Here is a 26,220-nt window from a genome sequence, read left to right on the forward strand (position 1 = left end):
GCGCGCCGTCCCAGGTGGAACCCCCCAGCCCCGTGCACTCGGCGGCGCGCCTCCCGCGTGCCTGCACAGTACCAGGTGAGGTAAGGCTTACCAAAGGTTCCGTCGAACGTCTCGACCACCGGACTGGCGGCGCGGGAGGGGGTCTTCGTCGTGATCGCGGCCGTATCCGTCCCGAAGTGGAGCGCCCCCAGGGCGCGTGAACGCGGCCGCGATCACGACGAAGACCCCCTCCCGCACCCACCGCAACCACCGCCGGTGGGCCGACGCGCCCACCGCGACCACAGTCGGTGGGCCGACGCGAGATCAGGCCTGCGGCGGCCGCGTCATGGACAGCACGTCGAGCGCCTCGTCGAGCTGGGCCTCGGTGACCTCGCCGCGCTCGACGAAGCCGAGCGCCACGACGGCCTCGCGCACGGTGATGCCCTCGGCGACGGCCTTCTTGGCGACCTTGGCGGCGGCCTCGTAGCCGATGACGCGGTTCAGTGGCGTGACGATCGACGGCGACGACTCGGCGTAGGCGCGCGCCTTGTCGACGTTCGCGGTCAGGCCCGTGACGGTCTTGTCCGCCAGGACGCGCGAGGCGTTGGCGAGCAGACGGATCGACTCCAGCACGCCCTGCGCGATGACGGGGATCTGCACGTTGAGCTCGAAGGTGCCGGTGGCGCCGGCCCACGCGACGGTGGCGTCGTTGCCGACGACGCGCGCGGCGACCATGAGCACGGCCTCCGGGATCACCGGGTTGACCTTGCCCGGCATGATCGAGCTGCCCGGCTGCAGGTCCGGGATCGCGATCTCGCCCAGACCGGTGTTCGGGCCGGAGCCCATCCAGCGCAGGTCGTTGCAGATCTTGGTGACGGACACCGCGATGGTCCGCAGCGCGCCGGAGAGCTCCACGAGGCCGTCGCGCGACGACTGGGCCTCGAAGTGGTCGCGGGCCTCGGTCACGGGCAGGCCGGTGTCCTCGCGCAGCAGCTCGATGACGCGCTGCGGGAAGCCAGCCGGGGTGTTGATGCCCGTGCCGACGGCGGTGCCGCCCAGCGGGACCTCGGCGGCGCGGGGGAGCGCCGCCTCCAGCCGCTCGATCCCGTAGCGCACGGCGGCGGCGTAGCCGGCGAACTCCTGGCCCAGGGTCACGGGGGTGGCGTCCATGAGGTGGGTGCGCCCGGACTTGACCACGGTGGCGAACTCCTCGGACTTCGCCTCGAGCGCCGCGGCGAGGTGCTGCAGCGCGGGCACCAGGTCGCGCACGACGCCGGCGGTCGCGGCCACGTGCACCGACGTCGGGAAGACGTCGTTGGACGACTGGGAGGCGTTGACGTGGTCGTTCGGGTGCACGTTGCGGCCCAGCGACCGCGTGGCCAGGGTGGCGAGCACCTCGTTGGTGTTCATGTTCGACGACGTGCCCGACCCGGTCTGGAAGACGTCGACCGGGAAGTGCGCGTCGAGGGTGCCCGAGGCGACCTCGTCGGCCGCGGCGACGATCGCGTCCGCGACGTCCGCCTCGAGGACGCCGAGCTCGGCGTTGGCGCGGGCTGCCGCCTTCTTCACGCGGGCGAGGGCCTCGATGTGGCCGCGCTCGAGCCCGGTGCCGGAGATGGGGAAGTTCTCCACGGCGCGCTGCGTCTGCGCGCGGTACAGCGCGTGGGCGGGCACGCGCACCTCGCCCATCGTGTCGTGCTCGATGCGGTACTCGGTCTCGGCCGCGGCGGCGCCGCCGGCGACGGTGTCGGAAGTCATGCCTCTATCGTGCCGCACCCTCGCGGCGGGTCCGCCGTGAGGCGGGTCACGGTCGGGCGACCGGGTGTCGGTGGCGCCCGCCAGGATGGGGGTCGTGACGTTCACCCACGTGATCCTGTATCGCGCGATGAACCTGGGGCACCGCGGCAGCCCCGTGCGCGAGGCCCTCGAGCGTGCGCTGCTCGACGGCGGTGCCCGGGCCGTGCGCTCGTTCCAGACCAACGGCACGGTGCTGCTGGACGTCGACGGCGCGGGCGACGAGGCGGCCGGCGCCGTGGCGCGTGCCGCCTCCCCGCTCCTCGCCGCGGGCTGCGGCTACGCCGGGGAGGCGCTGGTGCGCGCGCTCGACGGCGTCGCGGCCGCGATCGACGGCGACCCGTTCGCGCAGACGCGCGACGAGCGGACGTACCGCGAGACGCTGACGTTCGTCGACGGCGGCGAGCCGCTGTCCGTGGCGCTGCCGTGGACCGACTCGCGCGACCTGCTCGACCTCGTGGTCGCGCGAGCGGGCGTGGTCCTGGGGGTGACCCGCGGCGGGCCAGGCAGGGGTGGCGACCCGAACTCCGCCGTCGAGCGGTTCACGGGCGGGGTCGCCACCACGCGCACGCTCGGCACGGTGCGGCGCCTCCTCGCCGCGGCGGCGAAGGACTGAGCCGTGCCGAGCGGCCCGCCCCGCCCCCACCGTGCTCAGGCGGCCACGGGCTCCTCGCCCACGTCGCCGTCGACCGCCACGAGCCGCGCGCTGCCGTCGTCGAGGTCGTAGACGACCCCCACCACCGCGAGGCGGCCGGCGTCCACCGCGGCGGCGAGCGCGGCGGAATAGCCGCGCAGGAGCGCCACGGTGTGCTTGACGTGCTCGGTGCGCAGCACGTCGGGGTCGATGGGGCCGGTGACACCCTGGCGGCTCGTCAGCTCCGCCACCGACGGGATGACCTTGTCCACGACCGACCGGACGAAGCCCGGCGGCTGCTCGCCCGTGGCGAGCGTGTGGGCCGTGGCCGCGACGGCACCGCACGAGTCGTGCCCGAGCACGACGACGAGCGGCGTGCCCAGCACCTCGGTGCCGTACTCGATCGAGCCGAGGACCGTCGTGTCCACGACGTGACCGGCGGTACGGACCACGAACAGGTCGCCGAGCCCTTGGTCGAAGACGATCTCGGCCGCGACCCGCGAGTCGGAGCAGCCGAAGAGGATCGTGTGCGGGTGCTGGGCGGTGCGCAGCTCGCGCCGGCGGGCGGCGTCCTGCGAGGGGTGCGCGGGCTCGTCGCGCACGAAACGGCCGTTACCGTCGCGCAGGCGCGCCCATGCCTCGGCGGGGGTCATCCGTGTTCCTCCTGGTGGTGCTCGTCGTGCTCGTTGTCGTGGTATCGGTCGGTGCGTGCGGTCACGGCGTGGGCGCGAGCTCGGCGGACCGCGGCGGGTTGGCGCCGGCGCGCGAGACCGTGACGGCGGCGACGGCGGCGCAGCGCTCCAGGACGCGTCGCACGGTGGCCGTGTCGATCGCGCGCAGCTCCTCGCGGCGCGCGCCACCGAGCAGCCCCTCGGTCCAGAGCCCGTCGAGCAGGGCGCCCATGAAGGAGTCCCCGGCCCCGACCGTGTCCACGACGTCGACGGGGCGGGACGCGACGGCGACCTCACCCGCCGCGGTCACGGCGGTGGCACCGTCGCCGCCGAACGTCACCACGACCACCGCTGGGCCGGAGCGCTGCCACGCGCGGGCCACCTCGAGCGGGTCGGTCCCGGGCACCAGCCAGGCGAGGTCCTCGTCGCTGACCTTGACGACGTCGGACAGCGCGACCAGGTCCTCGACGCGCGGGCGCACGTCGTCGGCCTCGCCCATGAGCGCGGGCCGGGCGTTCGGGTCGTAGCTGATCGTCGAGGTCGCGCGGGCCGCGTCCAGCAGCCGGCGCACGTCCTCGGACCCGGGGGCGAGCACCGCGGCGATCGAGCCGGTGTGCACCGCGAGGGTGTCCGCGTCGGTGGCGGCGCCGTCCGGCACCCGCCACTCGAGGTCAAAGTCGTACGTCGCGGCGCCCGTGGCGTCGAGCGTCGCCTGCGCCACGCTCGTGCGGTCCGCCCCGTCGCTGCCGGGCACGACGGCGACGTCGGACTCGTCGAGCCAGCCGCGCACCGCGTCGCCTCGGGCGTCCCGACCGAGCCAGGTCGCCAGGCGCACGTCGCGCCCGAGCCGGCCGAGGGTCAGGGCGACGTTCGCCAGGCTGCCGCCGGGGTGCTCGGCGCTGGAGCCGTCGGGGCGGCGGACCACGTCGACGAGAGCCTCGCCGACCGCCAGGACATGGGTGCTCACTCGTCGTCTCCGTCCGTGTCGCCGGTGTCGGTGGTGTCGTCGCCCGCGTCCTGGCGGGCGGCGGCGAGCCGCTCGCGCGCGCTGTCGAGCCACTGCTGGCAGCGGGTGGCGAGCGCCTCCCCGCGTTCCCAGAGGGCCAACGACGTCTCTAGCGGCTCGCCGCCGGCCTCGAGCCTGCCGACGACGGCCACGAGCTCGTCGCGCGCCTGCTCGTACGACAGGGTGGCGACGTCCGCGGGGGTCTCGGCGGGGGTGTCGGTGGTGCTCGCGTCGGTCACGGGGACAGTCAACCGCATCCCTCCGACGGCCGAGGAACCGTCTCGGTCCGCAGGCGCGAAAATCCCTTGGCCGGCGCACCGCGGTCGGGGAGCCTCCTGGCATGGGACATCTCGAGGTGGCGCACGTGGAGCACGTGCTGCCGGACGGACGCACGCTGCTCGACGACGTCTCCTTCCGCGTCCCCGAGGGCAGCGCGACCGCGCTGGTCGGGCCCAACGGCGCCGGCAAGACGACGCTGCTGCGCCTGCTGTCGGGCGACCTCGCGCCGCAGGCCGGGACGGTCACCGTCTCCGGCGGGCTCGGCGTCATGCCGCAGTTCGTCGGGTCGGTGCGCGACGCCAGCACGGTGCGCGACCTGCTCGTCGCCGTCGCGCCCCCGCGGATCCGTGACGCCGCGCGCGCCGTCGACGCCGCGGAGCTCGCGATCATGGAGACCGACGACGAGCCGGCCCAGATGGCGTACGCGCAGGCGCTGTCCGACTGGGCCGAGGCGCGCGGATACGAGGCCGAGACGCTGTGGGACGTGTGCACCGTCGCCGCGCTCGGCGTGCCCTACTCCAAGGCGCGGTGGCGCGAGGTGCGCACGCTGTCCGGCGGCGAGCAGAAGCGGCTCGTGCTGGAGTCGCTGCTGCGCGGGCCGGACGAGGTGCTGCTGCTCGACGAGCCGGACAACTACCTCGACGTGCCCGGCAAGCGGTGGCTCGAGGACCGGCTGCGCGAGACCCGCAAGACGGTCCTCTTCGTCTCGCACGACCGCGAGCTGCTGGCCCGGGTGGCCGACCGGATCGTGGCCCTGGAGGTCGGGCCGGCCGGCACCGACGCGTGGGTGCACGGCGGGTCGTTCGCGACCTTCCACGACGCACGGCGCGCGCGGTTCGCGCGCTTCGAGGAGCTGCGCCGCCGGTGGGACGAGAAGCATGCGCAGCTGAGGAAGCTGGTGCTGACCCTCCGGCAGGCCGCGGCGAACAGCCCCGACATGGCGTCGCGCTACCGGGCGGCGCAGACGCGCCTGCGGAAGTTCGAGGAGGCCGGCCCGCCGCCGGAGCCGCCGCGCGAGCAGGACCTGCGGATGCGCCTGCGTGGTGGCCGCACCGGTGTGCGCGCGGTGACGTGCGAGGGGCTGGAGCTCACCGGGCTCATGAAGCCGTTCGACCTCGAGGTGTTCTACGGCGAGCGCGTCGCCGTCCTCGGCTCCAACGGGTCGGGCAAGTCGCACTTCCTGCGGCTGCTCGGCGGGGACGACGTCGCGCACACGGGCTTCTGGCGGCTCGGCGCGCGCGTCGTGCCCGGCGTCTTCGCCCAGACCCACGCCCATCCCGAGCTGTTCGGGCGCACGCTCACCGAGATCCTGTGGGCGGACCACGCGCGCGATCGCGGCGCGGCGATGGCGACCCTGCGCCGCTACGAGCTCACCGAGGCCGCCGACCGGCCCTTCGACCGGCTCTCTGGCGGGCAGCAGGCGCGGTTCCAGATCCTGCTCCTGGAGCTGTCCGGGTGTACCGCGCTGCTGCTCGACGAACCGACCGACAACCTGGACCTGGCCAGCGCCGAGGCGCTGCAGGAGGGCCTGGAGGCCTTCGACGGCACCGTGCTCGCGGTGACGCACGACCGCTGGTTCGCGCGCTCCTTCGACCGCTTCCTCGTCTTCGGCGCGGACGGCGAGGTGCGCGAGAGCCCGGAGCCCGTGTGGGACGAGGGGCGGGTCGTGCGGGCGAGGTAGCGCGCTCAGCCACCACCTGCCGCGCGGAGCCGCCGGCCGGCGGCGACGTCGAGCACGCTGTCGACGAGTCGTGCGGCGACGTCGTGGTCGGGCTCGATCAGGCCGAGGGTCGCGCCGAGGTGGGCGGGCCCGAGGATCAGCAGCACGAGGTCGAGCGGGGAGAGCTCGGTGGTGCCGCTCGCGTCGAGCATCTCCTGGAAGCGGTCCAGCCGCGGCTGCACGAGCTCGCGCACGCGGTCGGTGCCGATCCGCGCGTCGCGCGACGCCGTCGTGAGGGCGTTGACGAAGCCGAGCCCCCCGGGGCGGGCGAAGGTCTCGACCAGCCGGCGCGTGTACGCGAGCAGGTCGGTGCGCAGGTCGCCGGTGGCGGGGACGGGCGAGGCGGCGTTGACGTCGGCGACCGCGACGTCCAGCACGAGCGCGTCGCGGGTGCGCCAGCGGCGGTAGATCGTCGCGGCGTTGATCCCGGAGCGCGCGGCGACCTCGGGGATCTCGGGCGGCTCGCCGTTGTGCATGGCCATCAGCTCGCGCACGGCATGGTGCACGGCCTCCCTGGTTCGGGAGGTGCGACCGCCGGGGCGGACGGTCCCGGTCACCTGGAACCCGGCGTCGTGGGCATCGGACATGCCTCGATCTTAACGCAACCCTATTTGCATGAGCGCGAGCGTTGGCTATTGTCCTAACGCGAACGGAGTTGCATCAGGATGGGTCGGACGGAGATGGGGTAGCGAGATGTCCAGGGTGCTGATCGTGGGAGCGGGCATCGCCGGCGACGCGCTGGCCGTGCTGCTCGACCGAGCGGGGTGGGACGTCACGGTCGTGGAGATCGCGCCCGGCCCGCGGTCCGGCGGTCAGACCGTGGACTTGCGCGGGGACAGCCGGGAGGTGCTCGACCGGCTCGGCCTGCTCGACGCGGCGCTCGCAGCCACGGTCGAGCAGCGCGGGCTCGCGTGGATCGACGAGCGGGGGCGGCGCCGGGCCGAGATGCCGGTCGAGGCCTTCGGCGGGGCGGGCTTCGTCTCCAGGGAGGAGCTGCTGCGCGCCGACCTTGCCCGGCTGCTGCACGACGCGGCCGGCCCGCGCACCCGGTACCGGTTCGGGGACACGGTGACCGGCCTGACCGAGACCGTCCGGGGCGTCCGGGTCGAGTTCCGCCGGCACGCGCCGGAGGACTACGACCTCGTCGTCGGGGCGGACGGTGCGCACTCGCTCGTCCGGCGACTCGTCCTCGGGCCAGAGGAGTGCTTCCGGCGTCCGCTGGGGCTGGCGCACGCGTGGTTCACGCTGCGCGAGACTCCGGCGACCCCGTCCCTCGACGGGTGGTTCCTCATGCTGAACCTGCCCGGCTCGCGGGTCGTCGAGGCGCGGCCCGGGCGCGCGGGTGAGCAGGAGGTCGGGTTCACCTTCCCGGCCACCTCCCTGCCGCCGCGCGGCGACGCCGAGGCGCGGTTCGCCGTGCTCGAGCGGACCTTCGTGGGGGAGGGGTGGCGCACGGCGGAGCTCCTGGCGGCCGCCCGCGTGGCCGACGACTTCGCGCTCGACACGTACGACCAGATCCACGCCGACAGGTGGTCCCGCGGCCGCGTCGTCCTGCTGGGGGACAGCGCCTGGTGCGCGAGCCCCCTGAGCGGCCTCGGCACCGCGCTCGCGCTCCGGGGTGCCGCGACGCTCGCGGACGCACTCGGGCGTGAGGTGCCGGCGGACGTGGCCGGGGCGCTCGCCGGCTACGAGTCCGCGATGCGGCCTGTCGTCGAGCGAGCGCAGGCCATGTACCCCGGCCGGGTCCGGTCGTACGCCCCGCGCACACGGTGGGGCATCACGGCCATGACCGGTGTCATGCGCCTGGTCCAGCGCGGGCCGTTCGCGGCGTTCCTCACCCGGCGCGCCGGGGACTACGGGCGGGCGCCCGAGGCGACGCCCGCCCCGCCCGGCCGCTGAAGAAGGCGCGCAGGTCGGTGGGAAGTCGCGCAGCTCGGCGCCGACGTCGAGGTGCTCGAGGGCGCCGAGCTCGCGGCGGCGTTCGACCGGCTCGCGGCGAGGTTCAGGCGTGCGGCGCGGGGGACGTCGTCGTGACCGCGGCGTCGAGGGTGCCGCTGCCGAGGTGGGCGTGCACCGTGTCGCCGGCGGCGACGTCCTCGGCGGCGCGCACCACCCGGCCGTCCTCGCGCTGCAGGACGGCGTAGCCGCGGGCGAGCGTCGAGTCGGGGGAGAGGGCGCGCACCTGCGCCTCGAGCCGCCCGATCTCGCCCCCGGCGCGCAGCAGCGCCGCGTCGAGGCAGTGGCGGGCGTGCCGCAGGTGCTGTGCGATCTCGCGCTCCCGCGCGTCGACCAGCGTCTGCGGCCTGGCCAGCGCCGGCCGGGACCGGACGGCGTCGAGCCCGTGCTGCTCCCGCTCGAGCCGGGCCGTGGCCGCGGCACGGAGCCGCCGGCGCGCCTGAGTGATTCGCGACCGCTCCTCGGCGACGTCGGGCACGACCCGCTTCGCGGCGTCCGTCGGGGTGGAGGCGCGGTAGTCGGCCACCAGGTCGAGCAGCGGCGCGTCCGTCTCGTGGCCGATGGCGCTGACCAGCGGCGTCGTGCAGGCCGCGGCGACGCGCACCAGGGCCTCGTTGCTGAACGGCAGCAGGTCCTCCACCGAGCCGCCGCCGCGGGCGACGACGACCACGTCGACGTCGGGGCGGGCGTCGAGCTCGGTGATCGCGGCGCTGACCTCGCGCACGGCGTCCACGCCCTGGACCGCGACCTCGCGGATCTCGAAGCGCACCTGCGGCCACCGTGCCCGGGCGTTGACGACCACGTCGTGCTCCGCCTTGGACTCCCGGCCGCACACGAGCCCCACGACGCCGGGCAGGAACGGCAGCGGCCGCTTGCGCTCGGCGTCGAACAGCCCCTCGGCGGCGAGCACCCGCCGCAGCTGGTCGATGCGGGCGAGGAGCTCGCCGACGCCGATCTGCCGCATGGCGGTGGCCCGCATCGACATGCGCCCGCTCTTGACCCAGAACTCGGGCTTGGCCTGCACCACGACGTGGTCGCCGACCTCGGGCTTGTGGTGCAGGCCCGCGTAGACGCGGGTGAGCATGTGCACGGGCAGCGACGCCTCGGCGTCCGTGTCGCGCAGCGTGACGAACTGCATCCCGGCCCTGCCGCGGTAGGTGTGCTCCACGACCTGGCCCTCGACCCACACCATCGACATCCGGGCGACGTAGTCGCGGATCTTCTCCGACAGCAGGCGCACCGGCCACGGCCGCTCGGCGGTGGTCTCGCGGGCGAGCGCGGGCAGGGGCTCGGGCTGGGTGTCGCTCACCCGACCCAGGATGCCGCACGCCACCGACCCTCCAGGTCACCCGCCGAGCACGACCTGACGGTCGCCATCGGGACGCGTCACGGCCCTCAGGTGGTGCTCGGCGCCACGTCCGCCGTCACGAACCGTCCACATCGGGCTGCCTAGACTGGCCCGGTGACTGTCTCCGCCCCGGCTCCCGCCCGACCGACCTCGACGAAGCGTGTGCTCCTCGCGGCCCCGCGCGGCTACTGCGCGGGCGTCGACCGTGCCGTCGTCGCGGTCGAGAAGGCGCTCGAGACGTACGGGGCTCCCGTGTACGTGCGCAAGGAGATCGTGCACAACAAGCACGTCGTGGAGACGCTGCGCGAGCGCGGTGCGATCTTCGTCAACGAGACCGACGAGGTCCCCGAGGGCTCACGGCTCGTGTTCTCGGCCCACGGCGTGTCGCCCGCGGTGCGCGAGTCCGCGGCGGCGCGCAGCCTGGACACGATCGACGCGACCTGCCCGCTGGTGACCAAGGTGCACAAGGAGGCGGTGCGCTTCGCGAAGGCGGACCGCACGATCCTGCTCATCGGCCACGACGGGCATGAGGAGGTGGAGGGCACCGCGGGCGAGGCCCCGGAGCACACGATCGTCGTGAACTCGCCCGCCGAGGCCGACGTCGTCGAGGTGCCCGACCCGGACAACGTGGTCTGGCTGTCGCAGACCACCCTGTCGGTCGACGAGACGATGGAGACGGTGAGCCGCCTGCGCGAGCGGTTCCCGAACCTGGCCGACCCGCCGAGCGACGACATCTGCTACGCCACGCAGAACCGGCAGGTGGCCGTCAAGAAGCTGGCCCCGGAGTGCGACCTCGTCATCGTGGTCGGCTCGGCCAACTCGTCGAACTCCGTCCGGCTGGTCGAGGTGGCGCTGGACGCGGGCGCCCGGAGCGCCTACCGGGTGGACCGGGCGGTCGAGGTCGAGGACTCGTGGTTCGACGGCGTCACCACGGTCGGGGTCACGTCGGGCGCGTCCGTGCCCGAGATCCTCGTCGAGGACCTGCTCCGCCAGCTCGCGGAGCGCGGCTACGGCGAGGCCGAGGAGGTCCGCACGGCGACGGAGGACCTCGTGTTTTCGCTGCCGCGCGAGCTGCGCCCCCCGCGCAACGTCCGCCAGCTCCCGATCGAGCCCGCCTGAGCCCTCCGCCCCGAGCCCCGGGGCGGCCCTGAGGCTCGGCGGGTCAGCCGGCGGCGGGCTCGCCGTCCTGCGCCGAGTCGTCTCGCGCGCGCTCCAGCGCCCGGCGGTCGGAGTCGACGAGGGACTCCACGGAGGACCGCTCGTCGTCGATGCGCACCTCGCCGATGCCGACGACGCCGCCCTCGTCGGCCGCCAGCAGCTCCGGCTTGGTGATCGGCCGGGTGGTCTCCTCGAGGCCCTTGACCTCGCCGATCTCGTCCCGGGCGTCGACGACGTCGAGCTCGACCATGCGCCGGGCCGAGGTGAGCACGTTGCGCTCCAGGGAGCCGATCATCCGGTTGTAGTTCTTCGTCGCCCCGTCCAGCGACTTGCCCATGCGCGTGACGTGCTCGGTCATGGTCACCAGGCGCGAGTGCAGCTCCTTGCCGACCTTGAGCACTCGCTGGGCGTTGTCCGCCATCGCCTGCTGGCGCCACGAGTACGCGACGGTGCGCAGCAGGGCCAGCAGGGTCACGGGGCTGGCCAGGATGACGTTCTTGCGGGCCGCCTCCTCCATGAGCGCCGGGTCGCGCTCGAGCGCCGCCGACAGGAACGACTCGGCGGGCACGAACATCACGACGAACTCGGGCGCGTGGTCGAAGAGGTCCCAGTACCGCTTGGACGCGAGGTCGTCGACGTGCTTGCGCATGTGCCGCACGTGCGCGGCCATCCGCTGGTCGCGGACCTCCGGGTCCTCGGCCTGCTGGGCCTCCAGGTAGCCGAGGAACGCGACCTTCGAGTCGACGACGATGTGCTTGCCGCCGGCCAGGTTCACCACCAGGTCCGGGCGCAGGGTCTCGCCGTCGTCGTTGGTGGCCTGCACCTGGACGTCGAAGTCGACCTGCTCGATCATCCCGGCGGCCTCGACGACGCGCTGCAGCTGCAGCTCGCCCCACGCGCCTCGCTCCTGCGAGGACCGCAGCGCGGTGACCAGGTCGCTGGTGCCCTTGCGCAGCTCGCCGGAGACGTCGGCGAGGCTGCGCATGTTCTCCGTCAGGCGCGAGTCGAACTCGATGCGGCGCTTCTCCTGCTCGGCGACCTCGGCGCGCACCTTCTCCAGGCTCTTGCCGATCGGGTCGACGAGCGCCTTGAAGGCCTCCTCCCGCTGGGAGAGCGCCTCGTCGTGGCGGACCGTGGACTGCTTGAGCCGCTGCTCGGCGAGCTCGAGGAACTGCTTGTTGCTCGACGACAGGACCTCGCCGGCCAGCGTGCGGAACCGCTGCGCGACGGCGTCCTGGTCGCCCTTGGCCTCGGCGACCTGCCGCTCCAGGTCCTCCCTGACCTGGGCCAGGAGCCGGTCCGCCTGCTCGCGCGTCTCCGCCACGCGGCGGTCGGCCTCCTCCCGGGCCCGGGCGAGGTCGGCGCGGGCCCGCTCCCGCTCGGCGGCGACCTGTCGCTCCGCCTCCGCGGCGGCCCCGTCGACACGGCCCCGCAGGTCGGCCGCGTCCTGCCGCGCACGCTCCAGCTCGCCGTGCACGCGGAGGTGCTCCATCTCCTCCGAGCGGCGGCTGCGGGCCGCGCGGTTCGCGTGCCACAGCCAGCCCACGAGACCGCCCACGACGAGGGCGGCGAGCGAGAGCAGCAGTGCGGTCGGCGTCATGGCCCCAGGCTCGCACGCGCCACCGACGCCGCCGCGGAAGGCACGCCCGGCGACCGGATCGCGTCCGTGCAGGCAGCGCGGTCGATAGGCTGGCGTGGTGACCGAGCCCGCAGCGTCGCCCGCGACCCCACCGCCGTCCCCGGTCCCGCAGGACCCGGCCCCGCCCGACCCGTCCGCCGCGCTGAGCCTGCGCGGGCTGTGGAAGAGGTTCGGGCAGAAGATCGCCGTCGCGGGCGCGGACCTCGACGTCCCGAGCGGCTCCTTCTTCGGCCTCGTCGGCCCCAACGGCGCCGGCAAGACGACGTCGCTGTCCATGGCCACGGGCCTGCTGCGGCCCGACTTCGGCACCGTGCACGTGCACGGCACCGACCTGTGGGCGCACCCGGACACCGCGAAGGCGACCCTCGGCGTGCTGCCCGACGGTGTGCGCCTCTTCGACCGGCTCACCGGCGCCCAGCTGCTCACCTACGCCGGGCTGCTGCGCGGCATGGACCGCGCCACCGTGGCCGAGCGGACCGAGGACCTGCTGACCGCGATGGACCTGACGGGCGACCGGGACACGTTCGTCGTCGACTACTCGGCCGGCATGACGAAGAAGATCGCCCTGGCGTCCGCGATGATCCACGCCCCGCGCGTGCTCGTCCTGGACGAGCCGTTCGAGGCCGTGGACCCGGTCAGCGCGGCGAACATCCGCGACATCCTGCACGCGTACGTCGACGGCGGCGGCACGGTCGTCGTCTCCAGCCACGTGATGGACCTCGTGCAGCGCATGTGCTCGCACGTGGCGATCATCGGGGGCGGGCACGTGCTCGCCGCGGGGACGGTCGACCAGGTGCGCGGGGAGCAGAGCCTCGAGGACCGGTTCGTCGACCTCGTCGGCGGACGTCGCGAGACGGAGGGACTGGCGTGGCTGCGCAGCTCGTCCGCCTCAAGCTGACCCTCCTCGCCAACGCGTTCCGGCGGAGCGTGTGGCAGACGGTGGGGCTGGTGCTCGCCTCCGTGTACGGCGCGTTCGTCCTGGTGCTCGTCGTGCTCGGCGCCGTGGCGGGCAGCGTCGCGGCCCCGGCGCTCACCGCGCAGCTGCTCACCCTGGGCGGGGCGCTGGTCGTCCTCGCCTGGTGGGTGGTGCCGCTGTTCGCCTTCGGCGTCGACGCGACGCTCGACCCCCAGCGCTTCGTGACCTTCGCGATCCCGCGGCGGCACCTGCTCGCCGGGCTGGCGCTGGCCGGGCTGGTCTCCGTGCCGGCCGCGGTCACCGCGCTCGCGGCGCTGGGCGTGTCGTTCACGTGGTGGCGGGACCCGGTCGCCCTCGTCGCGGCGCTCGTCGGCGCCGTGCTCGGCGTCGCCCTGTGCGTCGTGGGGTCCCGCGCCACGACGACGGCGCTCGCCCCGCTGCTGGACTCGCGCCGCTACCGCGAGGTGCTGGCGGTCGTCGCCGTCGTGCCCCTCGTCCTCGTCGGGCCGGCGTTCGGGTGGTTGTCGGGCACCCTCGCGGACTCGGTCGACGGCGGGGTCCAGGTGCAGGTCGGTGGTGGCTCGGTGCTCGGGTCGGCCCTCGCGCCGCTCGTCGACGTCGTCGCCTGGACGCCGTTCGGCGCGCCCTGGTCGTTCGGCCCCGCCGTCCACGACGGCGCCTGGGGGCTGCTCGCCGCCCGGCTCGCCGTCACGCTGGCGACGCTGGCGGTGGCGTGGACGGTCTGGGACCGGTCGCTGGCGCGCGCCCTGGTCACCCCGCGCGGCGGGGGTGCGGCGGGCGCCGGTCGCGGGCTGGGCTGGTTCTCCCGGCTGCCCGCGACGCCGACCGGGGCCGTCGCGGCCCGGTGCGCCACGTACTGGGTGCGCGACCCGCGGTACGCGGCGTCGATCGCGATCGTGCCGCTGCTGCCCGTGGTGCTGGGCGTGGTCGGGGTGACCGGCGAGGTCGGCGGCGGCCTGCTGCTCCTGGCCGCGCCGCTGGTCGCATGGGTGCTGGGCTTCGGGATCTCCAACGACGTCGGGTACGACAACACGGCGTTCGCCCTCCACGTCGCCACCGGGGTGCCCGGGCGCGCGGACCGCTGGGGCCGGGCGCTGCCCGTGCTGGTCGCGGGGCTGCCGCTGGTGGCGGCGTTCGCCCTGGTCGGCTGCGGCGTGGCGGACCGCTGGGACGCGCTGCCCGCGATGCTGGGCGTCTCGCTGGGCACCCTCGCGACCTCGGTCGGCATCTCGAGCGCCGTGTCCGCGCGGCTCGTGTACCCGGTGCCGAAGCCGGGGGAGAGCCCGTTCAAGACGCCGCAGGGCGCCACCGTGGCGACGATGGCCGCGCAGTTCGCGGCGATGGGGATCGACCTGGCGCTGAGCGTCCCCGTCCTGGCGCTCGCGCTGCCGGCGATCCTGCTGCCGGCCCCCGCGCTGGGCTGGGCCGCCCTCGCGGTGGGCTGCGCGGTCGGGGGCGTGGTGCTCGTGCTCGGCGTGCGCTGGGGAGCACGCGTGCTCGACCGGCGTCGGCCCGAGCTGCTGCAGCAGGTCATGGCGTTCCGCTGACGGTCCTGCTGCCGCCGCCGAGCGTGACTGTGCTCCAGGTCATGGAGCCGTCAACCGGTGGTTTGCCACAATAGGGCGAGTGAACTCCGTGAACCACGAGCACCTGGACCTGCCCGACGGCTGGCGGGCCACGACGCCCGACCTGGGCGACCTCACCCGGCTGTGCGAGCTGCGCGGTGCCGCGGCCGAGCCCTGGACCGGGTCGGCCGCCGTCGACGCCGACGCGGTCGCCGCCGAGGTCGCCGGGCCGATGTCGTGGACGCGGCGCCAGGTCGTCGCGCGGGACGCCGACGGCGTCGTCCGAGCCTGGTTCACCGTCAACGACCGTGCCGCGGGGCGTGTGGTGGTCTCCCTGGACGTCGACCGGGAGCTGCCCGACGCCGACGTGCTGGCCGCCGCGGGACTGGCCTGGGCGGAGCGCCAGGGCCGCGAGCTCGCGGCGCAGCGCGGGCTCGCCGCCACCCAGCTCGACGCGGGCGCGTACGCGGGCGACGGGGTCCAGCGGCGCTGGCTGGCGGCGGCCGGCTACGTCCACGCGCGGTCGTGGCTGCAGATGAGCCGCCCCGTCCGGCCGGAGGAGGCCGACGCCGGCGTCCTGCCCGACCCGCGACCCGGGGTCGTGGTGCGCCAGGTCGCCACCCACGACGACGGGTCTCCGGTGGCCGACGACCTGCAGACCGTGCACCGCGTGCTGGAATCGGCCTTCGAGGACCACTTCAACTCTTACCGGGAGAGCTTCTCCGAGTTTGTCGTGCGCCTGCGGGCGGACCCCGGGCACCGCTGGGACCACTGGTGGCTGGCGTTCGTCGCGGACGAGCAGGACCCGCAGGCCGCCCCGGTGCCCATGGGCGCGCTCGTGGGCTCCGCGCTCCCGTCCGGCGCTTCGGGCAAGGAGGGCAGCTACGTCGAGTACCTCGGTGCCGACCGCCGCGCCCGCGGCCGGGGCGTGGCCACCGCCCTGCTCTTCGCCGTCGTCGCCGACGCCGCCGCGCGCGGGCGGGACCGGGTGGGCCTCGAGGTCGACGCCGACAGCCCCACGGGGGCCGCCGCCCTGTACGAGCGGTGGGGCTGGCGCACGAAGTACACGACGGAGTCCTGGCACCGCGACACCTCCGTGTGACGGCGCGCTGTCGGTGGCCTGGCCTACCGTCGGCGCCATGGCACGGTTCGGGCCGGACGACGACCTGCGGGGCGCCGAGTTCGTCGAGGCCGACATGACGGGCGCCCGGTTCCGCTTCGCCGACCTCTCCGGGGCGCGCGTCGACCAGAGCTACCTGCCGGGCGCCGTCATGCGCGGCGTCGACCTCACGGGGGCGGACATCGACGGGGAGATCGACGGCCTGCGGGTCAACGGCGTCGAGGTGGCGCCGCTGGTCGCGGCCGAGCTGCATCGCCGCTACCCGGGCTGGGCCGACGCCCACTCGGACGTCCTGGCCGACCAGCGCGCCTCGTTCGAGGCGGCCCTGCGTACCTGGTCCGCCACCGTGGACAGGGTCGCGTCGATGCCGCCGGGCACGGAAGGGGTGTCCGTCGACGGCGAGTGGTCGGTCGTCCGGACGCTGCGCCACCTGGTGTTCGCCGTCGACGGGTGGGTGCGGTTCGGCCTCCGAGGCATCGACGACGCCTTCAGCCCGATCGGGGTGCCGTTCTCCGAGTGGGACACGCACGCGCCGCGGGTAGGAGTCGACCTCCATGCGGACCCGTCGTGGGACGAGGTGCGCGCCGTCCATGCGGACCGGGTCGACCAGGTCCGCGCGCTGTACGACGTGCTGACCGAGGGGGAGTTCGCCGGGCCCGCGCGGCGCCTGCCGCCGTGGGAGCCGGCCGACCGGACGCTGCCCGTGTTCCGGTGCCTCGGCGTGATCGTGAACGAGCACTGGGCCCACCACCAGTTCGTCGAGCGCGACCTGGACCGGCTGGACGACGAGGCGGGCCGGAGCACCGGGCACCGGGACACGTAGACTCTCCCGACGTGGCACTCACCATCGGCATCGTCGGCCTGCCCAACGTCGGCAAGTCCACGCTCTTCAACGCACTGACCCGCAACCAGGTCCTGTCCGCGAACTACCCGTTCGCGACGATCGAGCCCAACGTCGGCGTCGTTCCCCTGCCGGACCCGCGCCTGGACACGCTCGCGGAGATCTTCTCCTCCGAGCGCACCCTGCCCGCCACGGTGTCGTTCGTCGACATCGCGGGCATCGTCAAGGGCGCCTCCGAGGGCGAGGGCCTCGGCAACAAGTTCCTCGCGAACATCCGCGAGGCCGACGCGATCTGCCAGGTGACCCGCGTGTTCGACGACGGCGACGTCGTCCGCGTCGAGGGCTCGGTCGACGCCGAGGGCGACATCGAGACGATCTCCACCGAGCTCATCCTGGCCGACCTCCAGACGCTGGAGAAGGCGCTCCCGCGGATGGAGAAGGAGGTCAAGATTCGCAAGGGCGACGCGGCCCTGCTCGAGGCCGCGACGACCGCCCAGAAGATCCTCGAGTCCGGGACCACGCTCTTCCAGGGCGCAAAGGCCGAGGGGCTCGACCTCGCCGACGTGGCCTCGCTGCAGCTGCTCACGGCCAAGCCGTTCATCTACGTGTTCAACACCGACGACGCGGGCCTCGCCGACGCCGCGGCCCAGCAGCGCCTGCGCGACCTGGTCGCCCCCGCGGACGCCGTCTTCCTCGACGCCAAGTTCGAGTCCGAGCTGGTCGAGCTCGAGCCGGACGAGGCCAAGGAGATGCTCGCCGAGAGCGGGCAGACCGAGGCCGGGCTGGACCAGCTCGCCCGCGTCGGGTTCCACACCCTCGGCCTGCAGACCTACCTCACGGCCGGCCCGAAGGAGTCGCGCGCCTGGACGATCCGCAAGGGCTGGACCGCCCCGCAGGCCGCCGGCGTCATCCACACCGACTTCGAGCGCGGCTTCATCAAGGCCGAGGTCATCTCGTTCGACGACCTCGTCGAGGCCGGCTCCGTGCAGGCCGCACGCTCCGCCGGCAAGGCGCGTGTCGAGGGCAAGGACTACGTCATGCAGGACGGCGACGTGGTGGAGTTCCGGTTTAACGTCTAGCGTTATTGACGCTCCGCGTTATAGTCTGGTCGCGTGATCAGATCGTTCGGAGACAAGGACACCGAACGGCTGTGGCGTCGTGAGCGGGTGCGCTCGCTGGATCCTCGGATCCAACGGGTCGCGCTGCGCAAGCTTCGTCAGGTGGGATCCGCGGAGTCGCTCGACGACCTCCGCGTCCCACCTGGGAACCGGCTCGAGGCGCTCAAGGGCGACCGGGCCGGCCAGCACAGCATCAGGATCAACGACCAGTGGCGGATCTGCTTCGTGTGGACCGACGCAGGACCGGAGGAGGTGCAGATCGTTGACTACCACTGACAAGATCGCGCCGATTCATCCCGGGGAGGTCCTCATGGAGGACTTCATCGAGGGTTTCGGCATCACGCAGAACAAGCTCGCCGTGTCGATCGGCGTCCCGCCGCGGCGGATCAACGAGATCGTGCACGGCAAGCGAGGTATCACCGCCGACACCGCGCTTCGGCTGGCGAAGTACTTCGGCACCTCGGCGGAGTTCTGGATCAACCTGCAGAGCCACTACGAGCTCGACCGTGCGGAGGACCTGGCCGGCCGGCAGATCGCCGCGATCACGCCGCTGAGGGTTGCGTGACATCCACCATGGTCCTGCGCCCGGACGGCGTCTCGGTCGCTGTCAGCGATCTGGGCGGCGACGGGCCCCTGGTCGTGCTGCTTCACGGGTTGGCCGGGAGCTCGCGGGAGCTGCTGCCCACCGCGCGGGCACTCCAGGGGAACCGGGTGCTCCTCGTGGATCAGCGGGGGCATGGTGAGAGTACTCGGTGTTCAGGTGATCTGAGTCGAGCGGCCTTCGTCGGCGACGTCATCGCCGTGCTGGAGGAATTTGCCCCGGGGCTAAGCGCGACCCTCATCGGTCAGTCGATGGGAGCACATACGGCGTTCCTCACGGCTTCAGCACGTCCGGATCTCGTCGATGGTCTCGTCATGCTGGAAGGACACGTGGCGGGGAGCGACGATCCAGAGGACGCTGCGGGCCTCGGCAGGTACTTCGCATCCTGGCCGGTGCCTTTCGAGGACGAGGCTGCCGCTCGCGACTTCCTCGGCGATGACGCGATCGTCGATGCCTGGCTGGCGGATCTCCAGATGGCGGATGGAGGGCTTGTTCCGCGCTTCGACGCAGATGTCATGCGGCGCACGATCGAAGCTGTGCATGAACCGCGTTGGGTCGAGTGGGAGCGTCTGCGGGTTCCGACGCTCGCGGTATTCGCGAAGAACGGGAGGTTCAGTGATGCCGACAAGGACGACTTGATCCGGCGCAGACCTCAGACGGACCGGATTGATCTCCACGGCGGTGGTCATGATGCCCACCTCGATGCTTTCGAGGAGTGGATCGACGTGCTCAGTCGCTGGCTGTCCCGTGAGCCGACCAGCGTTGCGCATGCTGATGGCGGCTGATGGCTTTCCGTATCGGAATTCACGCGAGTGGCGGCATGCCCGATGATCATGGAATGCGGTCCCAACCGTGGCGACGTCGTGGAGTTCCGCTTCAACGTCTGACCGGCAGGATCCGGCGGGCGGTGACGCAGAACGCCCGCATGAATGTGCTCGCGGGACGGTGCTTCCTGGCCGCGACGGTCGCGTCCTATCCGCGGGCCTGGCCCGCGAACCGGCTTCGGGCCGCCTCGCCGGTCGGGGTGAAGAAGTTGACCAGGGTGCCGTCGGGGTCCCGGACGAGGAGCGACCGGTTGCCCCACGGCATGTCGGTGGGCTCGCTGACGACGGTGTCCACGACGTCGCGCAGCCCCTCGCGCGTCGCGTCCATGTCCGCGACCAGGAAGTCGAGGGCGACGCTGCGGTTCGCGCGGGCCTCGGCGGCGCCTTCGCCGAGCAGCGGGACGGTCTCGGTGCTGGCGATGGCGAGGGTTCCGGCCGGCGTGCGCAGCTCGGCGAACAGGGGATGGAGGCGCGCGGCGCCGATTCCCGTGGCCTTCTCGTAGAACGCGACGAGCGCGTCGACGTCGTCGGTGAAGATCCGGGTGGCTGCCAGCTGCATCGGGTACCTCCTGGTGGTGCGGTCGGGTGACGGCGTGGCCCGTGCGACGGCCACGGTCTCGACCGTAGGCGTCATACCGGGCGAGAACTGTCCGGTATCGGTGGAGGATGGGCCTGTGGCAGACCCGACCGCGCGCACGCTGCAGCTCCTGGAGCTCCTGCAGTCCGCGCACCAGCGCACCGTGGCCGAGCTCGCCGAGCGCCTCGGCGTCGACGAGCGCACGGTGCGCCGGGACGTCGCCCGGCTGGTCGCGCTCGGGGTCCGGGTCGTGACCGTCCGGGGTCGGTACGGCGGCTACCGGCTCGAGCCCGGGCGGCGCGCTCTTCCTCTCGTCTTCAGCGCCGAGGAGGCCCTCGCAGTCCTCCTCGGCCTCTCCCGCGCGCAGGTGGCGTCGGACGCGCCGGACGTGGCCGCGCAGACCGCCCTGGCCAAGGTCGTGCGAGCCGTGCGCCCCGAGGACGCGGGACGGTTCGACGCAGCCCTCGACGTGGTGGCACACAGGGCAGGACAGGAGCGCGCCGAGCCCGACCCCGGGGTGATGCTGACGCTGGCGGACGCGGTCGACCGGCGACGCAGCCTCGACCTGCGCTACCGGGACCGCGCGGGGGTCCCGTCGCGGCGGACGGTCCACCCCTACGGGCTGGGGGCGCACGACGGCCGCTGGTATCTCGTCGCGCTCGACGCGGCGAGGGGCGAGGAACGCGCGTTCCGCATCGACCGGGTCAGGACCGCCCGCGCATTGCCGGGCACCTTCGACGCCCCACGACCCCTCGACGTCGAGGCCTGGCTCGTCGAGCACTTCGTCGGCGCGGACTACCGCTGGCGGGTGGTGCTCCGGGTCCGGGCGGCAGAGGACCACGTCCGCGCGCATCTCCCGGACACGGTCGCCCGGCTCGAGCGGCTCGAGGGTGTCACGGACCCGCCCTGGTACCGGGCCGAGATCCACGCGGACAGCCTCGACTGGCTCCCCGCCGTCATCGCCGCCCTCGGCTGCGAGGTGGTCATCGACCGTCCCGACGAGCTCCGCGACCAGGTCGCGGCCACCGCCGCGCGGATGCTCGACGCGGCGTCCCGCGTCCCCGGATGAGCCAGGCTCGTGCGGTCAGACGTGGGTGCCCACGTTGACCACCCGCCCGGACGAGTCGCGGTAGAAGAACCGCCGCACGCCCCAGTCCTCGGTGGACAGCGGGTGCACGATCTCGACGCCGGCGGTCACGGCCGCGTGGTGGGCGGCCTCGACGTCGTCGACGAAGACTGACAGGTCCGGGTTGACCGGTGCGCTCGCGTCCACCGTCATGAGTCCGATCTGGCGCCCGCCCTCGTCCGCGAGGAACGCGACCCAGCCGAGGTCCATCACGACCCGCATCCCGAGCACGGCCGTGTGCTCCCGCACTGCGGCGGCCACGTCGTCGACGGTCAGGACGGGGGCGATCCTCTCGATCCGCATGGGACGAGGGGATCACGCCACGAGGCCGCCGTCCACTGTGCCCCGGCCTGGCCGAGCTCCGTCGCCGCCTGGGCGGCGCCGGCAGGTGGCGGGCCCGTTCCGGCGGTGGTGGCACGAGCACCGGTTCGAGGCGGTCGAGGGAGGCACCCGCATGACGGACGTCGTGGAGCTCGTCTCGCCTGCCGGGGCTCTGGGCCGGATCGTCGACCGTCTGGTGCTGACGCGCTACATGGCGCGGCTGCTGGGGGCGCGCAACGAGTGGCTCGCCTCGGAACTGACGCACCGCGCCGATTGACCGTCATGTCCCACCTACACGGGACGCGACCGACACCGCAAGAACATGTCCGGGTGAAGTTCAGGTCGGGGACGTACCGTCGAGGTGATGCTGCCCCAGCCTTCCGCGCCGTCGGCGCGTGCCGACGTCCGGTCGGCGGCGGTCCCTCAGGTGGTCCCCGGGCTCCCCGGCCGGTCCCTGTGCTCGCGCCTGACGTCGGCACCCGTGCTCGTGCTCGCGCTCGTCGGCGTGACGCTCCTCGCGGCGGGGCCGGTCCAGGCCGTGGACGACGCGGCGCACCGCCCGTGGGCGCGGCTGCTGACCCCGGGTGCCGTCCCGTTCATCCAGAACGTCCTCGACCCGATCGCCGGCCAGGCCGTCTGCCTGCCGGTGCTCGTGGCGGTGGCCGTGCCGCTCGCCTGGCGCCACCGCACCTGGCAGCCGATCTGGTGCGTGGCCGCCGCCGAGGCCGCCTTCTACGGCGGGGTGGGCCTGCTCAAGGTGGTGCTCGCCCGACCGGCGCCCGTCAGGGGCGACCCGGACCTCTTCGACGGCGGGCTGCAGACGCTCGGCTGGAGCGGCATCAGCTTCCCCTCGGGTCACGCGGCCGAGGCCGTGCTGGTCTACGGCACCGCCGTCCACCTGGTGGCCCGCTGGACGTCGGCGTCGGACCGCGCGTTGCGGGTGCTGCGCTGGGGCGTCGGGGCCGTCACGGTCAACGCGGTCGCGGTCTCGTACTACCTGGGCTGGCACTGGATCACCGACCTCGTGGGCGGGGTTCTCGTCGGGGGTCTGCTGCTGCGGCTGCTGGTCGCGGCCGACCGTACCGACTGGGCCGCCGCGCACCGGCTGCGCCGGCGCGCGACGTCCGTCACCATGGCGGCATGGCGGCGACGCGCGACGGTACGGGGAGGACCACGGGCCCGGCAGCGAGGCTGAGGCGCGGCACGGCGTCGCCCCCGGGCGGTACGGTCACCGGATGACGTCGAGACGGCACACGCAGGCGTTCGTCGGCGGGCTGCTGGTGGGCAACTGCGCGCCCCACCTGGCCTCAGCGGTCGCCGGGCGGATCCACCTGACACCTCTGGCGGGCCGGGAGTCGGGCCCGCTCGTCAACCTGGTGTGGGGCGCGGTGAACCTCGCCGGCGGCCTCGCCCTCGTCCGGGCCGCGGCCGGCCCCGGCCGGCGGTGGGACGGCACGCTCGTGGCGTTCGAGGCGGGCGTGGCGACGTTCGCCGCGTGGATGTTCGCGTCGGAGGGGCTGACCCGGATCAACTCGGCCGTCCCGGAGGGCACACCGCCGGGCGGGGGAGCGGGCGCATGACGACGCCCGCTCTGCCGAGCACGGGCCGGGAGTCCAGCCACGGCACGAGCAGCGGCAGCACGGCCTCGGCCCGCATCGCCGACAGGTGATCCCTGCCGGGCATGGTCTCGACGCGCCATCCGTGCGTCTCGAGCTCGCCGCGGTGGGAGCGCACCGCGCCGGCGATCACGACCTCGACGTCGCCCCAGCCGGGGCCGTAGGTGATGTCGTCGTCCTCGCCGACGAACGCGAGCCGCGGCACGTCCAGGCCGAGGGAGGCGCGGTCGTCGAACCCCCGCAGCGACTCGTAGAGCGTGACGTACTGCCGGGTCTGCTCGGGGCTCGCCGTCATCTCCACGGAGTCCCAGTCGCCCGGCTCCGGGGCCGCGCCGGTGGCCGGCGGCGGGGCGTCGCGGTGCGCGACGGCGAGGTCGTGCGCCGCCCGGGTGACGGTGAGCATGGCCTCGTACGGGCCGCCGAGCGGCGGGTACCCGCCCATCGCGAGCCCGGTGAGCCGGTCGGTGCGCAGCGCGAGCTGCAGGCCGGCGAGGGCCAGCCAGGAGTAGCCGTAGTACGCGAACCGCTCGGTCCCGGCCGCGTCGGCGACGGCGACCAGGTCGGCCGCGACGGCGTCGGCGGTCAGGGTCGTGGGCTTGGGGTGCTCCGCGAGGTGTCCCTCGTAGTCGGCGGCGAGCACCCGGTAGCCGGCCTCGACGAGCCCGGAGGCCAGGGCATGCCCGAGGTTCGGGTCGGCGCCCCAGGCTCGTGCGGCCTCGGCCTGCGGGCCGTCGACCAGGCGGGTGCTGACGGGTAGCAGGACGGTGGGCGCGTCGGCGTGCGGACCGTCGAGCACGGTCACGTCGAGGGCGGCACCGTCGTGGAGTCGGGCGGCGGGCATCGGTACCTCCGGAGGTAGGGCCGGATCAACTCTATACACTGTATAGCAATACGATGTGACGGGCGGTGATGGAAGGATGCCGGGAATGGACGAGGCGACGGGGTCGGCGGACGAGCGGGCCGTCGAGGCGCACGTGCGGCGCCTCTGGCGGCACCGCGGGGTCGCCGTCCCCCAGCCGCGCCGCGGCCCACGCCGCCGCCTCGATGTCGACGCCGTGCTCGACGCAGCCGTCGGGGTCGCGGACGCCGACGGGCTCGCCGCCGTGTCCACCCGCGCCGTCGCCGCCCGGCTCGGGCTCAGCGCCATGGCGCTGTACTCCTACGTGGGCACCAAGGACCAGCTGCTCGACCTCGTGGTGGACCACGCCTCCGCGCTCCCGGCCTGGGAGGACCCCGGTACGTCGGCCGCCGCGGACCTGACGGCATGGGCCGAGCGGCTCCTCGCCCTGCACGGCCGCCACCCCTGGCTGGCCGAACGCCCCTGGGCGGAGGCGCCGGGCGGCCCGCACCAGCAGGACTGGCTCGAACGCCTGCTCGAGATCCTGGAGCGGTGGGAGGTGCCGGGAGGATCGCGGGCCGCCGTCGTCACGACGCTGTACGCGGTCGTCGAGGCGGCGGCGCGGACCGCGGCCGCCCACGCCCGCACCTCGGGTGCGGACGCCGCCGCGTGGCTCGCCCGGGCCACCACCACGCGGCGCCTGGTGACCGACTACGCCGACCGCTACCCCCGCACCCTCGCGCTGCCGCAGCACGCCGACGACTGGCGCGCTGCCCCCGCCGCCGCGGTGCGGCACACCGTCGAGGTGCTCTGCCGCGGGCTGGGCCTGCCCGGCTGCGCCGCGCCGTCCGGCGCCGGTTAATCGCTTGCCGCGACCTCGGCGCCGTGGAACGGTCGCGACCGTGACCCTGACCACCGATGCCGCCATGCTGCTGGCCGCGTACGACGACCAGCTGCGCACCGACGCCGAGACCCCGAGCGCGACGTCGGTCGTCCGGCGTGGGCCGTTGCGCCTGGTCACCTTCGCCGGCGGCCGCGGCTTCGTCACCTACGCCGGGCTCGACGGCGCCGACGCGGCGGCCGTGCGCGACCTCGTCGCCGAGGCGGTGGGGTACTACCGGTCCGACCCCGCGATCACCCGCGTGGAGTGGAAGACGCGCGGCCACGACCACGCCCCGGGCCTGCACGACGTCCTGGTCGAGCACGGCTTCATCCCGGACGAGACCGAGTCGATCATGATCGGGGCGGCCGCGGCGCTGGCCGTCGACGTCCCGCTGCCCGACGGCGTCACGCTGCGCCGCGTCACGGCCGAGCGTGACGTGCGGGCGATGGCCGCCACGGCCGACGAGGTCTTCGGGGACGACCCCGCGACCTCGGGAACCGCGGAGGCGCTGCTGCGGCGCCAGGCGATCGACCCGCACCTGGAGCTGTGGGTCGCCGAGGCGGACGGCGTCGTCCTGAGCACGGGACGGCTCGAGCCGGTGCCCGGGACGCAGTTCGCCGGGCTGTGGGGCGGTGCCACGCGGCCCGAGTGTCGCGGGCGCGGCCTCTACCGCGCGCTCACCGCGGCCCGCGCCCGCGCGGCGCTCGCTGCCGGGGCGACCTACCTGCACAGCGACTCCACCGAGTTCTCGCGCCCCATCCTGGAACGGTCGGGCCTGCTCAGGGTCTCGACCACGACCCCGTACCGCTGGGTGCGGCCGGAGAGCTGACGATGAGCCTCGAGGAGCACCCCTTCGACTACCGGGTCACGAAGGACGGCAAGGTCCTGGTGAGCCGCGGCGGCCGGCTCGTGGTCACGGTCGCCGGCGCCCGCGCGGCCCGGCTGATCCCCCTGCTCGGCCACGACGACGAGACGGACCAGCAGCTGCTGGCGCGGGCCACGGGGAACTACCGGCACGGCAACGAGCGCAGGCGCTAGTCTTCGTGGTCGGTCCGGCGCTCAGACGCTGCGCGTCCCCGCGGCACGCGCCGGAGCCGCGCGGACGAGGAGGTGGCCGATGAGTCGGACCCGGCTGCTCGCCCGGCGCGGGGCGGCCCACGGCGGCCTGCTCCTGCTGGTGCTCCTCCTGGTCGCGGCGATGACGGCGGCCCTGGGCACCACCGTCGGATCGGTCCGCGCGGCCGAGCGCGAGATCGCCCGGGAGTCCCTCGCCGGGCACGGAACCCCCGCGAACCTCGTGGTGCGGACCCGGTTGCGCGCCGACGCGGCCGAGGTGCAGGACACGGCCCTGCGCGATGTCGTGCACCGCACCTTCGGTGCCGTGCCGGTCCGCGTCGACCGGGCCGTGGTGGCCGACGAGGGGTCGGACGACCCGTTCGTCCGCTGGACCCTGACCCCGGACGTCGCGTCCGCCGAGCCCGGGGACCTGGGGGCGCTCGCGTCGGCGGCGGGGCGCGTGCTGCCGGTGCTGCGCGACGACGAGGTGGCCACCGAGCGCGGCGTGGTGGTCACCGGCGACCTCGCCGAGCGCGCCGCGGCGGCCGCCGAGGCCGTGCGTGCGGCCTCGGCGGTGACGCTCGTCCCGCTGCTGCTCCTCGCGTTCGTGGGC

General features: G+C 74.2%; 29 protein-coding genes. 19 read left to right on the top strand and 10 right to left on the bottom strand.

Going from position 1 to position 26,220, the window contains the following annotated elements; genetic code table 11:
• Window positions 1-303 precede the first annotated feature (303 nt).
• Window positions 304-1,737: a class II fumarate hydratase gene (locus EYB28_RS07300; protein WP_166846117.1), complete on the bottom strand. Its 1,434-nt coding sequence runs from the start codon at window positions 1,735-1,737 to the stop codon at window positions 304-306.
• A gap of 94 nt (window positions 1,738-1,831) precedes the next feature.
• Here EYB28_RS07300 and EYB28_RS07305 point away from each other — a divergent pair, with 94 nt between their 5' ends.
• Complete coding sequence (locus EYB28_RS07305; protein WP_166846120.1) at window positions 1,832-2,389, top strand: DUF1697 domain-containing protein; 558 nt, start codon at window positions 1,832-1,834, stop codon at window positions 2,387-2,389.
• Between the two features lie 35 nt (window positions 2,390-2,424).
• Here EYB28_RS07305 and EYB28_RS07310 read toward each other — a convergent pair whose 3' ends face one another.
• The 3 genes from EYB28_RS07310 to EYB28_RS07320 all read right to left on the bottom strand — a co-directional run bounded on the left by EYB28_RS07310 (window position 2,425) and on the right by EYB28_RS07320 (window position 4,341).
• Window positions 2,425-3,060: a carbonic anhydrase gene (locus EYB28_RS07310; RefSeq protein ID WP_166846123.1), complete on the bottom strand. Its 636-nt coding sequence runs from the start codon at window positions 3,058-3,060 to the stop codon at window positions 2,425-2,427.
• 61 nt (window positions 3,061-3,121) lie between these two features.
• On the bottom strand, window positions 3,122-4,045 hold the full coding sequence (locus EYB28_RS07315) for a carbohydrate kinase (protein WP_166846126.1): 924 nt from the start codon (window positions 4,043-4,045) through the stop codon (window positions 3,122-3,124).
• Complete coding sequence (locus EYB28_RS07320) at window positions 4,042-4,341, bottom strand: exodeoxyribonuclease VII small subunit (RefSeq protein WP_166846129.1); 300 nt, start codon at window positions 4,339-4,341, stop codon at window positions 4,042-4,044. The genes EYB28_RS07315 and EYB28_RS07320 overlap by 4 nt, the downstream gene beginning before the upstream one ends.
• 83 nt (window positions 4,342-4,424) lie before the next feature.
• Between EYB28_RS07320 and EYB28_RS07325 the strand changes: the two genes are divergently transcribed.
• On the top strand, window positions 4,425-6,044 hold the full coding sequence (locus EYB28_RS07325) for an ABC-F family ATP-binding cassette domain-containing protein (protein ID WP_166846132.1): 1,620 nt from the start codon (window positions 4,425-4,427) through the stop codon (window positions 6,042-6,044).
• 5 nt (window positions 6,045-6,049) lie between these two features.
• Here EYB28_RS07325 and EYB28_RS07330 read toward each other — a convergent pair whose 3' ends face one another.
• A complete protein-coding gene (locus EYB28_RS07330; protein ID WP_166846134.1) occupies window positions 6,050-6,670 on the bottom strand; it encodes a TetR/AcrR family transcriptional regulator in 621 nt (206 codons plus the stop codon).
• A gap of 106 nt (window positions 6,671-6,776) precedes the next feature.
• Here EYB28_RS07330 and EYB28_RS07335 point away from each other — a divergent pair, with 106 nt between their 5' ends.
• Complete coding sequence (locus EYB28_RS07335; RefSeq protein ID WP_166846136.1) at window positions 6,777-7,982, top strand: FAD-dependent monooxygenase; 1,206 nt, start codon at window positions 6,777-6,779, stop codon at window positions 7,980-7,982.
• 103 nt (window positions 7,983-8,085) lie between these two features.
• Here the strand turns inward: EYB28_RS07335 and xseA are convergent, their stop codons facing one another.
• A complete protein-coding gene (gene xseA / locus EYB28_RS07340; RefSeq protein ID WP_370459451.1) occupies window positions 8,086-9,348 on the bottom strand; it encodes an exodeoxyribonuclease VII large subunit in 1,263 nt (420 codons plus the stop codon).
• 153 nt (window positions 9,349-9,501) lie between these two features.
• Here xseA and EYB28_RS07345 point away from each other — a divergent pair, with 153 nt between their 5' ends.
• Window positions 9,502-10,506, top strand: a complete 1,005-nt coding sequence (locus tag EYB28_RS07345; RefSeq protein WP_166846139.1) for a 4-hydroxy-3-methylbut-2-enyl diphosphate reductase — start codon at window positions 9,502-9,504, stop codon at window positions 10,504-10,506.
• Window positions 10,507-10,549: 43 nt separating this feature from the next.
• Here the strand turns inward: EYB28_RS07345 and rmuC are convergent, their stop codons facing one another.
• A complete protein-coding gene (rmuC, locus tag EYB28_RS07350; RefSeq protein WP_166846141.1) occupies window positions 10,550-12,145 on the bottom strand; it encodes a DNA recombination protein RmuC in 1,596 nt (531 codons plus the stop codon).
• Window positions 12,146-12,242: 97 nt separating this feature from the next.
• Here rmuC and EYB28_RS07355 point away from each other — a divergent pair, with 97 nt between their 5' ends.
• From EYB28_RS07355 to EYB28_RS07390, 8 genes are all read left to right on the top strand, one after another.
• The gene (locus tag EYB28_RS07355; protein WP_166846144.1) at window positions 12,243-13,082 is read left to right on the top strand and encodes an ABC transporter ATP-binding protein; all 840 of its coding nucleotides are present in this window, start codon (window positions 12,243-12,245) and stop codon (window positions 13,080-13,082) included.
• A complete protein-coding gene (locus tag EYB28_RS07360; protein ID WP_166846147.1) occupies window positions 13,052-14,668 on the top strand; it encodes a hypothetical protein in 1,617 nt (538 codons plus the stop codon). The genes EYB28_RS07355 and EYB28_RS07360 overlap by 31 nt, the downstream gene beginning before the upstream one ends.
• Before the next feature lie 79 nt (window positions 14,669-14,747).
• Entirely contained in the window at window positions 14,748-15,788 is a 1,041-nt protein-coding gene (locus tag EYB28_RS07365) for a GNAT family N-acetyltransferase (protein WP_166846151.1), read from the top strand.
• A 37-nt stretch (window positions 15,789-15,825) separates the two neighbouring features.
• Window positions 15,826-16,629: a DinB family protein gene (locus tag EYB28_RS07370; RefSeq protein ID WP_166846155.1), complete on the top strand. Its 804-nt coding sequence runs from the start codon at window positions 15,826-15,828 to the stop codon at window positions 16,627-16,629.
• 11 nt (window positions 16,630-16,640) lie between these two features.
• The gene (gene ychF / locus EYB28_RS07375; RefSeq protein ID WP_166846158.1) at window positions 16,641-17,726 is read left to right on the top strand and encodes a redox-regulated ATPase YchF; all 1,086 of its coding nucleotides are present in this window, start codon (window positions 16,641-16,643) and stop codon (window positions 17,724-17,726) included.
• 33 nt (window positions 17,727-17,759) lie between these two features.
• Window positions 17,760-18,041 carry a type II toxin-antitoxin system RelE/ParE family toxin gene (locus EYB28_RS07380; protein WP_166846161.1) on the top strand — a complete coding sequence of 94 codons (282 nt, stop codon included), beginning with the start codon at window positions 17,760-17,762 and terminating at the stop codon, window positions 18,039-18,041.
• Entirely contained in the window at window positions 18,028-18,330 is a 303-nt protein-coding gene (locus tag EYB28_RS07385; protein ID WP_166846164.1) for a HigA family addiction module antitoxin, read from the top strand. The genes EYB28_RS07380 and EYB28_RS07385 overlap by 14 nt, the downstream gene beginning before the upstream one ends.
• A complete protein-coding gene (locus EYB28_RS07390) occupies window positions 18,327-19,151 on the top strand; it encodes an alpha/beta fold hydrolase (protein WP_240930425.1) in 825 nt (274 codons plus the stop codon). The genes EYB28_RS07385 and EYB28_RS07390 overlap by 4 nt, the downstream gene beginning before the upstream one ends.
• 187 nt (window positions 19,152-19,338) lie before the next feature.
• Here the strand turns inward: EYB28_RS07390 and EYB28_RS07395 are convergent, their stop codons facing one another.
• Complete coding sequence (locus EYB28_RS07395; RefSeq protein ID WP_370459452.1) at window positions 19,339-19,803, bottom strand: VOC family protein; 465 nt, start codon at window positions 19,801-19,803, stop codon at window positions 19,339-19,341.
• 61 nt (window positions 19,804-19,864) lie between these two features.
• On the opposite strand from EYB28_RS07395, the gene EYB28_RS07400 reads away from it, so the two are divergent.
• Window positions 19,865-20,836 carry a YafY family protein gene (locus tag EYB28_RS07400; RefSeq protein WP_166846167.1) on the top strand — a complete coding sequence of 324 codons (972 nt, stop codon included), beginning with the start codon at window positions 19,865-19,867 and terminating at the stop codon, window positions 20,834-20,836.
• Between the two features lie 15 nt (window positions 20,837-20,851).
• Here the strand turns inward: EYB28_RS07400 and EYB28_RS07405 are convergent, their stop codons facing one another.
• Complete coding sequence (locus EYB28_RS07405) at window positions 20,852-21,196, bottom strand: VOC family protein (protein WP_166846170.1); 345 nt, start codon at window positions 21,194-21,196, stop codon at window positions 20,852-20,854.
• Window positions 21,197-21,347: 151 nt separating this feature from the next.
• On the opposite strand from EYB28_RS07405, the gene EYB28_RS07410 reads away from it, so the two are divergent.
• From EYB28_RS07410 to EYB28_RS07420, 3 genes are all read left to right on the top strand, one after another.
• Window positions 21,348-21,491, top strand: a complete 144-nt coding sequence (locus tag EYB28_RS07410) for a hypothetical protein (RefSeq protein ID WP_205710864.1) — start codon at window positions 21,348-21,350, stop codon at window positions 21,489-21,491.
• Window positions 21,492-21,578: 87 nt separating this feature from the next.
• Window positions 21,579-22,409 carry a phosphatase PAP2 family protein gene (locus EYB28_RS07415; RefSeq protein WP_166846173.1) on the top strand — a complete coding sequence of 277 codons (831 nt, stop codon included), beginning with the start codon at window positions 21,579-21,581 and terminating at the stop codon, window positions 22,407-22,409.
• 40 nt (window positions 22,410-22,449) lie between these two features.
• Window positions 22,450-22,794 carry a hypothetical protein gene (locus EYB28_RS07420; RefSeq protein ID WP_166846176.1) on the top strand — a complete coding sequence of 115 codons (345 nt, stop codon included), beginning with the start codon at window positions 22,450-22,452 and terminating at the stop codon, window positions 22,792-22,794.
• Here the strand turns inward: EYB28_RS07420 and EYB28_RS07425 are convergent.
• Window positions 22,742-23,671 carry an alpha/beta hydrolase gene (locus EYB28_RS07425; protein WP_205710865.1) on the bottom strand — a complete coding sequence of 310 codons (930 nt, stop codon included), beginning with the start codon at window positions 23,669-23,671 and terminating at the stop codon, window positions 22,742-22,744. The genes EYB28_RS07420 and EYB28_RS07425 overlap by 53 nt on opposite strands.
• Before the next feature lie 85 nt (window positions 23,672-23,756).
• On the opposite strand from EYB28_RS07425, the gene EYB28_RS07430 reads away from it, so the two are divergent.
• From EYB28_RS07430 to EYB28_RS07440, 3 genes are all read left to right on the top strand, one after another.
• Window positions 23,757-24,530 carry a TetR/AcrR family transcriptional regulator gene (locus tag EYB28_RS07430; RefSeq protein WP_166846179.1) on the top strand — a complete coding sequence of 258 codons (774 nt, stop codon included), beginning with the start codon at window positions 23,757-23,759 and terminating at the stop codon, window positions 24,528-24,530.
• A gap of 64 nt (window positions 24,531-24,594) precedes the next feature.
• Entirely contained in the window at window positions 24,595-25,380 is a 786-nt protein-coding gene (locus EYB28_RS07435) for a GNAT family N-acetyltransferase (protein WP_166851897.1), read from the top strand.
• A gap of 2 nt (window positions 25,381-25,382) precedes the next feature.
• Window positions 25,383-25,589 (top strand): hypothetical protein, encoded by a 207-nt coding sequence (locus EYB28_RS07440; protein WP_166846182.1) that lies wholly within the window; start codon window positions 25,383-25,385, stop codon window positions 25,587-25,589.
• The last annotated feature ends 631 nt before the right edge of the window (window positions 25,590-26,220 follow it).

Origin of the sequence: Isoptericola sp. BMS4 (assembly GCF_011634835.1) — a bacterium.
Lineage (GTDB): Bacteria > Actinomycetota > Actinomycetes > Actinomycetales > Cellulomonadaceae > Isoptericola.